This window comes from Pantoea endophytica, assembly GCF_002858935.1.
Classification (GTDB): domain Bacteria; phylum Pseudomonadota; class Gammaproteobacteria; order Enterobacterales; family Enterobacteriaceae; genus Pantoea; species Pantoea leporis.
This window is the reverse complement of record NZ_PJRT01000009.1, coordinates 190,001-203,102: the sequence shown is the minus strand read 5'-3', so window position 1 is coordinate 203,102 and position 13,102 is coordinate 190,001. Positions and strand designations below refer to the sequence as shown.

At 54.2% G+C, this 13,102-nt stretch carries 14 protein-coding genes and 1 other annotated feature; of the genes, 10 read left to right on the top strand and 4 right to left on the bottom strand.

Features of this window, described 5'->3' with window-relative positions:
• Nucleotides 1–33 precede the first annotated feature (33 nt).
• On the top strand, nucleotides 34–357 hold the full coding sequence (trpR, locus tag PZBJ_RS08845; protein ID WP_101762165.1) for a trp operon repressor: 324 nt from the start codon (nucleotides 34–36) through the stop codon (nucleotides 355–357).
• Here trpR and yjjX read toward each other — a convergent pair.
• Nucleotides 354–875 (bottom strand): inosine/xanthosine triphosphatase, encoded by a 522-nt coding sequence (yjjX, locus tag PZBJ_RS08840; RefSeq protein ID WP_101762164.1) that lies wholly within the window; start codon nucleotides 873–875, stop codon nucleotides 354–356. The two genes, trpR and yjjX, sit on opposite strands and share 4 nt — an antisense overlap.
• A gap of 51 nt (nucleotides 876–926) precedes the next feature.
• Here yjjX and gpmB point away from each other — a divergent pair, with 51 nt between their 5' ends.
• The gene (gpmB, locus tag PZBJ_RS08835; protein ID WP_101762163.1) at nucleotides 927–1,574 is read left to right on the top strand and encodes a 2,3-diphosphoglycerate-dependent phosphoglycerate mutase GpmB; all 648 of its coding nucleotides are present in this window, start codon (nucleotides 927–929) and stop codon (nucleotides 1,572–1,574) included.
• A gap of 40 nt (nucleotides 1,575–1,614) precedes the next feature.
• On the opposite strand, the gene robA is transcribed toward gpmB, so the two are convergent.
• The gene (gene robA / locus PZBJ_RS08830) at nucleotides 1,615–2,493 is read right to left on the bottom strand and encodes an MDR efflux pump AcrAB transcriptional activator RobA (protein ID WP_101762162.1); all 879 of its coding nucleotides are present in this window, start codon (nucleotides 2,491–2,493) and stop codon (nucleotides 1,615–1,617) included.
• 194 nt (nucleotides 2,494–2,687) lie between these two features.
• On the opposite strand from robA, the gene creA reads away from it, so the two are divergent.
• Nucleotides 2,688–3,161 carry a protein CreA gene (gene creA / locus PZBJ_RS08825; RefSeq protein ID WP_101762161.1) on the top strand — a complete coding sequence of 158 codons (474 nt, stop codon included), beginning with the start codon at nucleotides 2,688–2,690 and terminating at the stop codon, nucleotides 3,159–3,161.
• Between the two features lie 46 nt (nucleotides 3,162–3,207).
• On the opposite strand, the gene arcA is transcribed toward creA, so the two are convergent.
• Complete coding sequence (arcA, locus tag PZBJ_RS08820; protein ID WP_008108686.1) at nucleotides 3,208–3,924, bottom strand: two-component system response regulator ArcA; 717 nt, start codon at nucleotides 3,922–3,924, stop codon at nucleotides 3,208–3,210.
• A gap of 589 nt (nucleotides 3,925–4,513) precedes the next feature.
• Here arcA and PZBJ_RS08815 point away from each other — a divergent pair.
• The 5 genes from PZBJ_RS08815 to thrC all read left to right on the top strand — a co-directional run bounded on the left by PZBJ_RS08815 (nucleotide 4,514) and on the right by thrC (nucleotide 10,245).
• A complete protein-coding gene (locus PZBJ_RS08815; protein WP_101762160.1) occupies nucleotides 4,514–5,218 on the top strand; it encodes a tRNA/rRNA methyltransferase in 705 nt (234 codons plus the stop codon).
• A 189-nt stretch (nucleotides 5,219–5,407) separates the two neighbouring features.
• Complete coding sequence (gene thrL, locus PZBJ_RS24510; RefSeq protein WP_071531027.1) at nucleotides 5,408–5,479, top strand: thr operon leader peptide; 72 nt, start codon at nucleotides 5,408–5,410, stop codon at nucleotides 5,477–5,479.
• Nucleotides 5,415–5,537: a sequence feature (Thr leader region), on the top strand. It overlaps the preceding gene by 65 nt.
• 26 nt (nucleotides 5,538–5,563) lie before the next feature.
• Nucleotides 5,564–8,026: a bifunctional aspartate kinase/homoserine dehydrogenase I gene (gene thrA / locus PZBJ_RS08805; RefSeq protein WP_101762159.1), complete on the top strand. Its 2,463-nt coding sequence runs from the start codon at nucleotides 5,564–5,566 to the stop codon at nucleotides 8,024–8,026.
• A gap of 2 nt (nucleotides 8,027–8,028) precedes the next feature.
• Nucleotides 8,029–8,958: a homoserine kinase gene (gene thrB / locus PZBJ_RS08800; protein WP_101762369.1), complete on the top strand. Its 930-nt coding sequence runs from the start codon at nucleotides 8,029–8,031 to the stop codon at nucleotides 8,956–8,958.
• Nucleotides 8,959–8,961: 3 nt separating this feature from the next.
• Entirely contained in the window at nucleotides 8,962–10,245 is a 1,284-nt protein-coding gene (gene thrC, locus PZBJ_RS08795; protein ID WP_008108676.1) for a threonine synthase, read from the top strand.
• Nucleotides 10,246–10,423: 178 nt separating this feature from the next.
• On the opposite strand, the gene yaaA is transcribed toward thrC, so the two are convergent.
• Complete coding sequence (yaaA, locus tag PZBJ_RS08790; RefSeq protein WP_101762158.1) at nucleotides 10,424–11,200, bottom strand: peroxide stress protein YaaA; 777 nt, start codon at nucleotides 11,198–11,200, stop codon at nucleotides 10,424–10,426.
• A gap of 212 nt (nucleotides 11,201–11,412) precedes the next feature.
• On the opposite strand from yaaA, the gene tal reads away from it, so the two are divergent.
• On the top strand, nucleotides 11,413–12,366 hold the full coding sequence (gene tal, locus PZBJ_RS08785) for a transaldolase (protein WP_101762157.1): 954 nt from the start codon (nucleotides 11,413–11,415) through the stop codon (nucleotides 12,364–12,366).
• Between the two features lie 120 nt (nucleotides 12,367–12,486).
• Nucleotides 12,487–13,074, top strand: a complete 588-nt coding sequence (gene mog, locus PZBJ_RS08780) for a molybdopterin adenylyltransferase (protein WP_101762156.1) — start codon at nucleotides 12,487–12,489, stop codon at nucleotides 13,072–13,074.
• Nucleotides 13,075–13,102: the final 28 nt, after the last annotated feature.

Here is a 13,102-nt window from a genome sequence, read left to right as displayed (position 1 = left end):
TTCCGTACTCGTTAATGAGTACGGAAGCCCTTCATGAGCCAACCCCTTTCTTCCCAGCCGGAATCGGCTCAGCCTGTTGAAGATAACTGGCTGCGATTTATCGAACTGATGCAAAATGCCTTTGCCGATGGCGTGGCGCTGCCGTTATTACAACTGATGATGACGCCGGATGAACGTGAATCCTACGGGACGCGTTTGCGCATTATTGAAGAGCTGATGAACGGCGATATGAGCCAGCGTGAACTGAAGAATGAGTTGGGCGTCGGCATCGCCACCATTACGCGCGGGTCTAATAGTCTGAAAGAGGCGCCGCCAGAGCTAAAACGCTGGCTGGAAGCGCGTCTTGGCCGCGGTTAACGCTGGCTGTAGAGCGGATGGGTGAACGGACACAGCGCCAGAATCAACGCCTGATGGTAGACGCTGGAGCGGCTCAGCAGGCCGTGGGTGAGGGCACCAATCGCGCCACCTTTGTGTTTGATATTCTCCACGCCGGTTAAGCGTGCCATCTCATCACCCAGTTCATGCCCGGCAGCCAAGCCTGCCACGACAATCGGCGGCAGCGTAAAGCTGGCCGAACGTGATTCTCCGCGCTGCTGCGCGTTTTCAATCACCATCCAGGCAAAGGCGCAATCGCCTTCGATTCCCGCTTCGATCGCCACCCAGTAATCGGCCCGTGGACGCGTTTGACGCGCGTTCTCTACCCGCTGACGTGCGCCAGTTCGCGTTTCAACATCACTAAGTGGCTGGGCTGCGACGCCGCTCTCGACCTCAACCCCTTCGATGTGGCAGGATCCTTCGCCGAAAACGTCGTTGAACGCCTGAGCAATCGCGCGAATTTTTGCCGGGTTGATGGTGGCTGCGACAACATGGTACATAATTGTTTGAACCCTCGAGGCAAATTTGTCGCAGTATAACGGAAATTAAGCATGCTACAGGTCTATCTTGTTCGTCACGGTGAAACGGTATGGAATGCGGCTCGGCGCATTCAGGGGCAGTCTGACAGCCCGTTAACGGAAAAAGGTGAGCAGCAGGCTCAGCAAGTGGGCGAGCGAGTGAAATCGCTGGGCATTACCCATGTGATTGCCAGCGATTTGGGACGGACGCGGCGTACGGCAGAGATTATCGCCGATGCGTGTGGCTGCACCGTGACGCTTGATGCGCGTCTGCGCGAGCTCAATATGGGCTGCCTGGAACAACGTCCACTTGATGGCTTAACCGAAGAAGAGGAACACTGGCGGAAAACGCTGGTGGATGGCACCACTGCTGGACGTATTCCGGGTGGCGAATCGATGGCTGAGATGGCGACGCGGATGCACGAAGCGCTGAATGCGCTGCTGGAGCTGCCTGCCGGTAGCCGTCCGCTGATTGTCAGCCACGGGATGGCGCTGGGCGTGTTGGTCAGTACCATTCTCGGTTTGCCTGCGCATGCGGAACGTCGTTTGCGTTTGCGGAATTGCTCGATCTCGCGCGTGGATCATCAGCAGAGCGCGTGGCTGGCGGCCGGTTGGGTGGTTGAGACGGCGGGCGATGTGTCGCATCTGGATGCGCCAGCGTTAGACGAGCTTCAACGCTAAGCCAAAATAAAAATGCCGTCGTGATGACGGCATTTTTTTATTAGTTATTCTGTTGGCGAATCGGAATCAGGTATTCGCAGCGGATTTCCGTTGGCGGCTCGCTACGTTTTTTACCCCCGTGCGTGTAGAAACGCTCGATGTCCTGTCCCTGACGACGCACTAATCCCAGCGTTGGCATACAAGTGCCGTACAGCAGCAGGATAAATTCACCCAGCGCGCTGCGCGCACCGTTGTAGGTGAACTGCACGTAATCACCGGCTTCCACAATCACACTCTGATTCGACTGCATGCTTTTTGCCAGCTGATCGGCAGGCACCGCAGTGGTGTAGAGAATCTCCTGCTCATCATCTTTTTCATGGCTGGCGCGCACCTGATGCAAGCCATACAGCACCGGCGGCACCGTGTCGGTTTCCAGCAGGAACTGCTTCCAGAAATGCAGGCGCATCTCATCGCGGTAGCTGGAAATCTGCTCCAGCGTACAGGAGTAACTCTGCGTCTGGCCGACCAGCACCGTTTCTGGCAGCGTGACAAACTGCGCTTCCGGCATGCTGTTATCGTCGAGACGAATTGGCGGGCGAATGCCAAACGAGTTCCACTCCGATGAGCGACGATACCAGGCAGGCGTTTGGTTGAATTGCTTTTTAAACGCACGGGTAAAGGTCTGCTGCGAATCGAAGCGATATTGTAACGCGATGTCGAGGATGGGGCGGCTGGTCAGGCGAAGCGCCACCGCGGCTTTCGACAGCCTACGCGCGCGAATGTACGCACCAATCGCGTGGCTGGTTACTTCCTTGAACATCCGCTGTAGATGCCACTTGGAGTAGCCTGCTTTCTGCGCAACGTTATCTAATGAAAGCGGTTGATCCAGATGGCTCTCCAGCCAGACAAGCAAATCGCGAATGATACCGGCTTGGTCCATAAAACATCCTCATAACTCTCTGGTGGCGCAACTATGAAGTCGTCGAATAATAGCACGAAATGCACAAAAGCGTGGGGGCGGTTTGCTAATCGAGTGTGCTAAGTCAAAGCGGGTTAAAACCCTTTTAGGTTTGGTTCTCTGTTCGATTGACAGTACATTACATTCTCATCTATTCGATTGGCAATGGTAACTCAATGACAATAGCTCGTATTCTTATAATCACGTTGGCAACATATGTATTCAGTGCTGGCGTTCAGGCCGAAGAGATCGGCTCAGTTGACACGGTATTCAAGATATTTGGCCCCGATCATAAGATCGTGGTAGAAGCCTTCGATGACCCCGACGTAAAAAATGTAACCTGTTATATCAGCCGGGCAAAAACCGGCGGTATTAAAGGGGGATTAGGTTTGGCGGAAGACACGTCCGACGCGGCCATCTCCTGTCAACAGGTGGGACCGGTAGAGCTTAGCGAGAAAATCGCACAAGGCAAGGCGCAAGGTGAAGTGGTGTTCAAAAAACGCACATCATTGGTGTTTAAGAAGCTGCAGGTGGTGCGCTTCTTTGACCAGAAACGTCATGCGCTGGTGTACCTAAGCTATTCCGACAAGGTGGTGGATGGATCGCCGAAGAATGCGCTGAGCGCCGTGCCGATTATGCCGTGGCATTAATGCAGGCATAAAAAAACGCCCTCACGGGCGTTTTTTCTTTCAACGCTTAATCCTGCAGTTCGCCGCAGAAGCGGTAACCTTCGCCGTGAATGGTGGCGATGATTTCTGGCGTGTCTGGCGTGGATTCGAAATGCTTACGGATGCGGCGGATGGTGACATCCACGGTACGGTCATGCGGCTTCAGCTCGCGGCCGGTCATCTTCTTCAGCAAGTCACCACGCGTCTGGATTTTGCCAGGGTTTTCACAGAAGTGCAGCATGGCGCGGAATTCACTGCGCGGCAGCTTGTACTGGTCGCCGTTCGGACTGATCAGTGAGCGGCTGTTGATATCCAGCTCCCAACCGTTGAAGCGATAGCTTTCAACGGTACGGCGTTCTTCACTTGGCATCGCCAGATTCATGGTGCGCGACAGCAAATTGCGTGCACGAATCGTCAACTCACGCGGGTTGAACGGTTTGGTGATGTAATCATCGGCACCGATTTCCAGACCGAGGATTTTATCCACTTCATTATCACGGCCGGTAAGGAACATCAGCGCGACGTTTGCTTGCTCACGCAATTCGCGCGCCAACAGCAAACCGTTTTTACCTGGCAGGTTGATATCCATAATCACCAGATTGACGTCATTTTCCGTCAAAACCTGATGCATCTCGGCGCCGTCGGTGGCTTCATAGACCACGTAACCTTCTGCCTCAAAGATACTTTTGAGGGTGTTACGCGTGACCAGTTCGTCTTCAACGATAAGAATGTGCGGGGTCTGCATGTTTCGCTACCTAAAATTTGCCAACAAATCGAAAACAGGGCGTACGTCGGTTACGCTAATGTGCTGCAACCGGTATACGAAATAATCTTCGGAATACACCATCCATCTACGTCAACTTCAGTGTTAGCTCAGCCAGTCAGGATGGATATTTGCACGCCCCGAGGATCTCGGACAGGCGCTCATCCTAACCGTATTAACAGCAACCTAACAGCACCAACAACAACCGATAAGCATAAAAACAACGCTTCGTTGACTTATATCAAATGCAAGTGTAGCACGTTAACACTTTTATGAAAAACTTCTCCAGGATTGCTAGTTTAGCTCACAAAATGCAGCATTTTTGCTACATTTCGTCCTTATAAAACCAAAACTAAAACACGCAGGAAATTATATTTCAATGATATGAAAGAAAAGGGTTTTATATTCAATAGGTCCGATAATTTTGCTTATGCCCGCTAATTTCCACTACAGCTGGATTTATCCCTCTTTTAACATCGTTAACATCTTATTTTCTCCTCTAGCCGCAGTTGGTATTTTCTCTCCTGCATGCCAACATAATGCGAGTTGTTAACAGTTCGATGGAAAAATCATGCATTTCCCCTTAATCCTTGTCTCTCCCGCTCGTCCGGAAAATATCGGTGCGGCTGCTCGCGCTATGAAAACCATGGGATTTAGCGAGCTGCGCATTGTCGCCAGCGATGCCTGGCAAGATCCCGCAGCACGTCGAGTGGCGCACGGCGCCGGTGAGATCCTCGATAACGTCAAAACCTACGCCACGCTGAGCGAGGCGCTCAAGGATGTCGATTTTTCCGTAGCGACCACCGCACGTAGCCGCGCGAAATTCCGTTATTACGCTACGCCCAGCCAGGTTGAAAACATCCTGCAGGAGAAGCGCCAATGGCTGAGCCGCATCGCGTTGGTGTTTGGCCGTGAAGACAGCGGCTTAACCAATGAAGAGCTGGAGCAGGTCGATCTGTTAACCGGCATTCCGATGGCCAATGATTATCCGTCGCTGAATCTCGGTCAGGCAGTGATGGTGTATTGCTATCAGCTGTCGGCGCTCAATCAGATTGCGGCTGAGACCGCAGAAGTGGCGAATGAGCAGCAGTTGCAGGCATTGCGCCAGCGCTTTCATCAGTTGCTGGTCAAGCTGGATGTGAGTGATGACGTCAAAATGGCGGACTGGATCGATCAGCGCATCGGCCTGCTGGAACAGCGTGACAGCGCCATGCTGCATCGTTTGTTACACGACGTAGAAAAAAAACTTATAGATAATTGCTCGGATAAATCCTGAGATGCTAGTGACTGATGCGGCAATCCGCCGCATCTCCTGAACGATCGCGATAATTTTTGCCTCAGCAAGCGCAGCACTGCGCAACGCCAGGGACGGCGCGGCTAAGACAAATTCGTTGACTTAACGTGCGCTTTGCTTTACTTCTGGAAGGCAGACGGACAAGACAAAGACAGACAGAAAAAAATCTAAATGCGTAAACTCAGCCTGAACACCACAATTATTATTACCACCACCATTACCACAGGTAACGGTGCGGGCTGACGCATACAGGAAAAACAAAGAAAAAAGCCCGCACCTAAACAGTGCGGGCTTTTTTTTCGGCAAAAATTCAGGAGAGCTTCAAATATGCGAGTGCTGAAATTCGGCGGAACCTCAGTAGCCAATGCGGAACGTTTTCTCCGTGTGGCGGATATTCTGGAAAGCAATGCACAACAGGGACAGGTTGCGACCGTACTCTCTGCACCAGCAAAAATTACCAATCATCTGGTGGCGATGATTGAGAAAACCATCAGCGGCCTGGACACGTTGCCGAATATCAGCGATGCCGAACGTATTTTTGCCGATCTGTTGCAAGGCTTGCGTGATGCGCAGCCGGGCTTTGATTATGACGGACTGAAAACCCGCGTTGAACTGGAATTTGCACAGCTGAAACAAGTGCTGCACGGCATCAGCCTGCTGGGCCAATGCCCGGACGCTGTGAATGCCGCCATCATCTGCCGTGGCGAAAAGCTGTCGATTGCTATTATGGAAGCGCTGCTGCAGGCGCGCGGCCACAAAGTTACCGTTATCGATCCGGTGGAGAAGTTGCTGGCGATTGGTCATTACCTTGAATCCACCGTTGATATCGCCGAATCCACGCGTCGCATCGCCGCCAGCCAGATCCCTGCCGATCACTTTATCCTGATGGCCGGTTTCACCGCCGGTAATGAGAAGGGCGAACTGGTGGTGCTGGGCCGCAACGGTTCTGACTACTCCGCTGCCGTGTTGGCTGCGTGTTTGCGCGCTGATTGCTGTGAAATCTGGACCGATGTTGACGGTGTGTATACCTGCGACCCGCGTCAGGTGCCTGATGCGCGCTTACTGAAATCGATGTCGTATCAGGAAGCAATGGAGCTCTCCTACTTCGGCGCCAAAGTCTTGCACCCGCGTACCATCGCGCCCATCGCCCAGTTCCAGATTCCTTGCCTGATCAAAAACACCGCTAACCCGCAAGCGCCGGGCACCTTAATTGGTGGCGAAGGCGAGCTGGATGAGAATCCGGTGAAAGGCATTACTAACCTGAATAACATGGCGATGTTCAACGTGTCAGGTCCGGGCATGAAAGGCATGGTCGGCATGGCGGCGCGCGTTTTCGCCGCAATGTCACGCACCGGCATCTCCGTGGTACTGATCACCCAATCCTCTTCGGAATACAGCATCAGCTTCTGCGTACCGCAAAGCGAGCAGGCGCGTGCGCGTCGCGTGCTGGAGGAGGAGTTCTATCTGGAGTTGAAAGATGGCTTACTCGATCCGCTGGACGTGCTGGAACAGCTGGCGGTGATCTCGGTGGTCGGTGATGGCATGCGTACGCTGCGCGGCATCTCGGCTAAATTCTTCTCGGCGCTGGCGCGAGCCAACATCAATATCGTGGCGATTGCGCAGGGCTCGTCTGAGCGTTCCATCTCGGTGGTAGTGAGCAACGATGAAGTCACCACCGGCGTGCGTGTGGTGCATCAGATGCTGTTCGCTACCGATCAGGTCATTGAAGTGTTCGTGGTCGGCGTTGGCGGTGTGGGCGCAGCGTTGCTGGATCAGCTGCATCGTCAGCAGACATGGCTGAAACAGAAGCATATCGATCTGCGCGTGTGCGGCATCGCTAACTCGCGGGCGCTGTTGACCAACGTACACGGTATCGATCTCAGCAACTGGAAGGCAGAACTGAACGAAGCCAAAGAGCCATTCAATCTTGGTCGCCTGATGCGTTTGGTGAAAGAGTATCATCTGCTAAACCCGGTGATCGTCGATTGTACCTCCAGCCAGGCGGTTGCCGATCAATATGCCGATTTCCTCGCCGAAGGTTTCCATGTCGTCACGCCGAACAAAAAGGCCAACACGTCGTCGTGGAATTATTACCAGCAGATGCGTGCAGCGGCAGCAAAATCGCGCCGTAAGTTCCTGTACGACACCAACGTTGGTGCCGGTTTGCCGGTGATCGAAAACCTGCAAAACCTGATGAATGCCGGGGATGAACTGATCAAGTTCTCCGGTATTCTCTCTGGCTCGCTCTCCTTTATCTTCGGCAAGCTTGATGAGGGCGTTTCGCTGTCGGAAGCGACCAAAATGGCGCGTGAGATGGGCTTTACCGAGCCGGATCCGCGTGACGATCTTTCTGGCACCGATGTGGCGCGTAAGCTGCTGATTCTGGCGCGTGAAGCGGGGCATCAGCTGGAGCTTAGCGATATCGATATCGAACCGCTGCTGCCCGCCAGCCTGACGGAGATCGCCGACGTTGAGCAGTTTATGCAATGTCTGCCGGAGCTGGATAACGCCTTTGCCGCGCGCGTTGCCAAAGCGCGTGACGAAGGTAAAGTATTACGCTTCGTCGGCGCGATAGAAGAGGGTGGCGTCTGCAAAGTGAAGATTGACGCGGTGGACGGCAACGATCCGCTGTACAAAGTGAAGAACGGTGAGAATGCGCTGGCATTCTACAGCCGCTACTATCAGCCAATCCCGCTGGTTCTGCGTGGATATGGTGCAGGGAATGATGTCACAGCAGCGGGCGTATTTGCTGACCTGCTGCGTACGCTGTCGTGGAAGTTGGGAGTTTGATGATGGTAAAAATTTATGCACCGGCCTCGATAGGTAACGTCAGCGTCGGCTTTGATGTGCTTGGCGCGGCGGTTTCGCCGGTGGATGGCACCTTGCTGGGGGACTGTGTTTCCGTGGAAGCCGCCGACAGCTTTAGCCTGGTGAACTCCGGGCGTTTTGTCAGCAAACTGCCGACCAATCCGCAGGAGAACATCGTTTATCAGTGCTGGGAGCGTTTTTGCCAGGCGATTGGCAAGCAAGTTCCGGTGGCGATGACGCTGGAAAAGAATATGCCGATTGGTTCCGGACTCGGCTCAAGTGCTTGTTCGGTGGTTGCCGGTTTGATGGCGATGAACGAATTCTGCGGCAAACCGCTCAAAGACACCGAACTGCTGGCGCTGATGGGCGAGCTGGAAGGGCGTATTTCCGGCAGCGTACATTTTGATAACGTTGCGCCCTGCTTCCTTGGCGGCGTGCAGCTGATGATTGAAGAGAACGGCATCATCAGTCAGGACGTGCCGTGCTTTGACGAATGGCTGTGGGTGATGGCGTATCCGGGGATAAAAGTCTCCACCGCCGAAGCGCGTGCCATTCTGCCGGCACAGTACCGCAAAGAGGATGCCATTAAGCATGGCCGCCTGCTGGCGGGCTTTATTCACGCCTGTCATACGCGTCAACCTGGGCTGGCGGCTAAACTTATGCAGGATGTCATCGCCGAGCCGTATCGCACCAAACTGCTGCCAGGCTTCGCCGATGCGCGTAAAGCAGCGCAGGATATTGGCGCGCTGGCGTGCGGCATTTCGGGTTCCGGCCCGACACTTTTCGCCGTTTGCAACGAGATGGCAACGGCACAGCGGATGGCGGACTGGCTGAGCCAGCACTATCTGCAGAATGAAGAAGGTTTCGTCCACATCTGCCGTCTTGATACGGCTGGCGCACGTAAATTGGGATAACGCATGAAACTCTACAACCTTAAGGATCACAACGAGCAGGTTAGTTTTGCTCAGGCCGTTAAACAGGGCCTCGGCTCGCAGCAAGGGCTGTTTTTCCCGCTCGAACTGCCGGAATTCGAATTGACCGATATCGATGCCATGCTGGAGATGGATTTCGTCAGCCGCAGCAGCAAAATTCTCTCTGCCTACATTGGCGATGAAATTGCGGCGCATCAGCTGGCCGAGCGCGTGAAAAACGCCTTTGCTTTCCCGGCGCCTGTGGCGAAGGTCAGCGATGATGTGGCTTGCCTCGAGCTGTTCCACGGTCCAACGCTGGCGTTCAAAGACTTCGGCGGCCGCTTTATGGCGCAGATGCTTTCCTATGTGAGCGGTGCGGATGAGCAGATCACCATTCTGACTGCCACGTCCGGCGATACCGGCGCCGCCGTGGCGCATGCCTTCTACGGCATGGAAAACGTGCGCGTGGTGATTCTCTATCCGCAGGGCAAAATCAGCCCGCTGCAGGAGAAACTGTTCTGTACGCTGGGCGGCAACATCGAAACCATCGCGGTTGAAGGCGATTTCGATGCGTGTCAGGCGTTGGTGAAACAGGCGTTTGATGATGAAGAGCTGAAAAAGGCGATTGGCCTGAACTCGGCGAACTCCATCAACATCAGCCGTCTGCTGGCGCAGATTTGCTACTACTTCGAAGCGGTAGCGCAGCTGCCACAAGAGAAGCGCAATCAGCTGGTGGTGTCGGTGCCGAGCGGTAACTTCGGTGACTTAACGGCTGGCCTGCTGGCGAAATCATTGGGTCTGCCGATTAAGCGCTTTATCGCTGCGACCAACGCGAACGATACCGTGCCGCGTTTCCTCGGCAACGGAGCATGGCAGCCAAACGCCACGGTAGCAACGCTGTCGAACGCCATGGATGTCAGCCAGCCGAACAACTGGCCGCGCGTGGAAGAGCTGTTCCGCCGCAAAACCTGGCGTTTGACCGATCTGGCGTACGGCGCGGTAACCGATGAAACCACCAAATCCACCATGCGCGAGCTGGCAGAGATTGGCTATATCTCTGAACCGCATGCGGCGATTGCTTACCGTTTGCTGCGCGACAACCTGCAGGAGGGCGAATATGGCCTGTTCCTCGGGACTGCGCATCCGGCGAAGTTCAAAGAGAGCGTGGATGAGATTCTGGGTCAGGATCTGCCGCTGCCAAAAGAGCTGGCCGAGCGCGCCGATTTGCCGCTGCTGTCGCACAACCTGAAAGGCGATTTCGCGGAGCTGCGGGCGTTTTTGCTGAAGTAAGTGCTGACTGGGGTAAGTGCTCGCTGTCCCCCATCCCGGCCTTCCCCCGCTAGCGGGGGAAGGAGACGCTGCCACATGCAGCCTCCAAACTCACATATTGCAGCATCTTCCTCCCCCATTTATGGGGGAGGACCGAGGAGGGGGGCAGCGAGCACAATCCATTGCAGCGCTTGCTGAACTATTTCTGCTCGCGGCGCTTAAACACCAGCTCGTTATCTTTACTTTCTGCCGCGTCAAAGAAATACCCATCCACATCGAACTTCTTCAACTGCGCAGGCTTGGTGAGGCGGTTCTGAATCACATAGCGGCTCATCAAACCGCGCGCTTTCTTGGCGTAGAAGCTGATGACTTTAAATTTGCCATTCTTCTCATCCAGGAATACCGGCTTGATCAGTTCGGCGTTGAGTTTCTTCGGCTTGATGGCTTTGAAATACTCATCAGATGCCAGATTGATCAGCACATCGTCGCCTTGTTCAGCAATCGCCTCGTTTAACTTCTCAGTCAGCAAATCGCCCCAAAAGCTGTAGAGATCTTTCCCGGCCGGATTCGCCAGCTTAATGCCCATCTCCAGGCGATAAGGCTGCATCAAATCGAGTGGGCGCAGCAGGCCGTAAAGACCCGACAACATGCGCAGATGCTGCTGGGCAAAGTCAAAATCGTCGTCGCTAAAAGTTTCGGCCTGCAAACCGGTATACACATCGCCTTTGAACGCCAGGATCGCCTGACGCGCATTCTCCAGCGAGAAGGGCGGCTGCCATTGGTTAAAACGATCGGCATTCAGGTGCGCCAGCTTGTCGCTAATGCCCATCAGTGAGCTGATTTGCGCCGGTGAAAGATCGCGCGCAACGTCAATTAATTGGTGTGATTTTTCTAACAGCGCCGGTTGGGTAAAACGTTGTGTCGCCAGCGGGCTTTCATAGTCCAGTGTCTTCGCTGGTGAGATAACCATCAGCATCGTGTACGTCCTCTTTGACCCGCAGGTTTATCAGGGAATTGAAGGGAAAATGTCGCAAGGAGTGTAGCAAAAAAGCGGCATGGATCGGCAAATCGCTCCCATTTGTTAGCGCTATCGTAAAGGGCACTTCGTGGTGTTGCGCCGTCACTTGTGCGTGATATTATCGCAACAGCCTTTTACACCCTGACAGTCAACCTAAGAGAAAGAGAACCATGACGGACAAACTTACTTCCTTGCGTCAGCTGACTACTGTGGTCGCCGACACCGGTGATATCGCGGCGATGAAACTTTACCAGCCGCAGGACGCGACCACGAACCCTTCTTTGATTCTCAACGCCGCTCAAATCCCTGAATACCGCAAACTGATTGACGAAGCCATTACCTGGGCACGTCAGCAGAGCAGCAACAAAGAAGATCAGCTGGCGCTGGTTTCTGACAAGCTGGCCGTCAACATTGGTCTGGAAATTCTCAAACTGATCCCTGGTCGCATCTCGACTGAAGTCGATGCGCGCCTCTCTTACGACACTGAAGCGAGCATCGCTAAAGCGCGTAGCCTGATCAAACTGTACAACGATGCGGGCGTCAGCAATGACCGTATCCTGATCAAACTGGCGTCAACCTGGCAGGGCATTCGTGCTGCTGAGCAGCTGGAAAAAGAAGGTATCAACTGTAACCTGACGCTGCTGTTCTCCTTCGCGCAGGCGCGTGCCTGTGCCGAAGCGGGCGTGTTCCTGATCTCTCCATTCGTTGGCCGTATCCTCGACTGGTACAAGCAGAACACCGATAAGAAAGAGTATGCAGCCCACGAAGATCCAGGCGTGGTGTCTGTGGCTGAAATCTACAGCTACTACAAGCAGCACGGTTATGAAACCGTGGTAATGGGCGCAAGCTTCCGTAACGTTGGTGAAATCATTGAGCTGGCTGGCTGCGACCGTCTGACCATCTCTCCGGGCCTGCTGAAAGAGCTGGCTGAGAGCGAAGGCACCGTTGAGCGTAAGCTGAGCTACACCGGCGAAGTGAAAGCGCGTCCAGCGAAGATGACCGAAGCTGAGTTCTTCTGGCAGCACAACCAGGATCCAATGGCCGTTACCAAACTGGCTGAAGGTATCCGCAACTTTGCCATCGATCAGGGCAAACTTGAGAAGATGATCGCCGAGCTGCTGTAAGGTGATTGGCCGTGGCGGCAACCGCTGCCACGGTTTTACGTTTTTTCCCCCGCTTCTTGTATTATCCTTCTAACTACTCACGTCATTTGCTGCCATGCAGCTAACCACAGCGATAACTCTATGGATACTTTACGAATTGGATTAATTTCCGTTTCCGATCGTGCTGCTAACGGCATCTATCAGGATCAGGGCATTCCGGCGTTAGAGAGCTGGCTCACCGCCGCGCTGGCTACGCCGTTTGAAATTGAAACGCGTCTGGTACCGGATGAGCAGCCAATGATTGAGCAGGCGATTTGCGAGCTGGTCGATGAGCTGTTCTGCAATTTGGTCCTCACCACCGGCGGCACCGGACCGGCGCGGCGTGATGTGACGCCAGATGCCACATTGGCGGTTGCCGACCGTGAAATGCCGGGCTTCGGCGAGCAGATGCGCCAAATTAGCCTGCAATTTGTGCCGACCGCTATTTTGTCTCGCCAGGTTGGCGTGATCCGCAAGCAGTCGCTGATCCTCAATCTGCCGGGCCAGCCAAAATCCATTAAAGAGACGCTGGAAGGACTGAAAGCGGAAGATGGAACGGTAAAGGTGCCGGGGATTTTTGCCGCTGTACCTTATTGTTTACAGCTACTGGAAGGGCCGTATGTGGAAACTCATGCCGATGTGGTAGCAGCTTTTCGCCCCAAAAGCGCCCGTCGTGAGACAAATGACTAAAAATCGGCATTTTCAGGCATAAAATCCA

What these genes read in the sequence shown, in the direction of transcription:
- creA (WP_101762161.1), top strand. Translation starts at nt 2,688, where the DNA reads ATGACAATAGCTCGTATTCTTATAATCACGTTGGCAACATATGTATTC.
- gpmB (WP_101762163.1), top strand. Translation starts at nt 927, where the DNA reads ATGCTACAGGTCTATCTTGTTCGTCACGGTGAAACGGTATGGAATGCG.
- yaaA (WP_101762158.1), bottom strand. Translation starts at nt 11,200, where the DNA reads ATGCTGATGGTTATCTCACCAGCGAAGACACTGGACTATGAAAGCCCG.
- PZBJ_RS08815 (WP_101762160.1), top strand. Translation starts at nt 4,514, where the DNA reads ATGCATTTCCCCTTAATCCTTGTCTCTCCCGCTCGTCCGGAAAATATC.
- robA (WP_101762162.1), bottom strand. Translation starts at nt 2,493, where the DNA reads ATGGACCAAGCCGGTATCATTCGCGATTTGCTTGTCTGGCTGGAGAGC.
- yjjX (WP_101762164.1), bottom strand. Translation starts at nt 875, where the DNA reads ATGTACCATGTTGTCGCAGCCACCATCAACCCGGCAAAAATTCGCGCG.
- trpR (WP_101762165.1), top strand. Translation starts at nt 34, where the DNA reads ATGAGCCAACCCCTTTCTTCCCAGCCGGAATCGGCTCAGCCTGTTGAA.
- thrC (WP_008108676.1), top strand. Translation starts at nt 8,962, where the DNA reads ATGAAACTCTACAACCTTAAGGATCACAACGAGCAGGTTAGTTTTGCT.
- mog (WP_101762156.1), top strand. Translation starts at nt 12,487, where the DNA reads ATGGATACTTTACGAATTGGATTAATTTCCGTTTCCGATCGTGCTGCT.
- tal (WP_101762157.1), top strand. Translation starts at nt 11,413, where the DNA reads ATGACGGACAAACTTACTTCCTTGCGTCAGCTGACTACTGTGGTCGCC.
- arcA (WP_008108686.1), bottom strand. Translation starts at nt 3,924, where the DNA reads ATGCAGACCCCGCACATTCTTATCGTTGAAGACGAACTGGTCACGCGT.
- thrA (WP_101762159.1), top strand. Translation starts at nt 5,564, where the DNA reads ATGCGAGTGCTGAAATTCGGCGGAACCTCAGTAGCCAATGCGGAACGT.
- thrB (WP_101762369.1), top strand. Translation starts at nt 8,029, where the DNA reads ATGGTAAAAATTTATGCACCGGCCTCGATAGGTAACGTCAGCGTCGGC.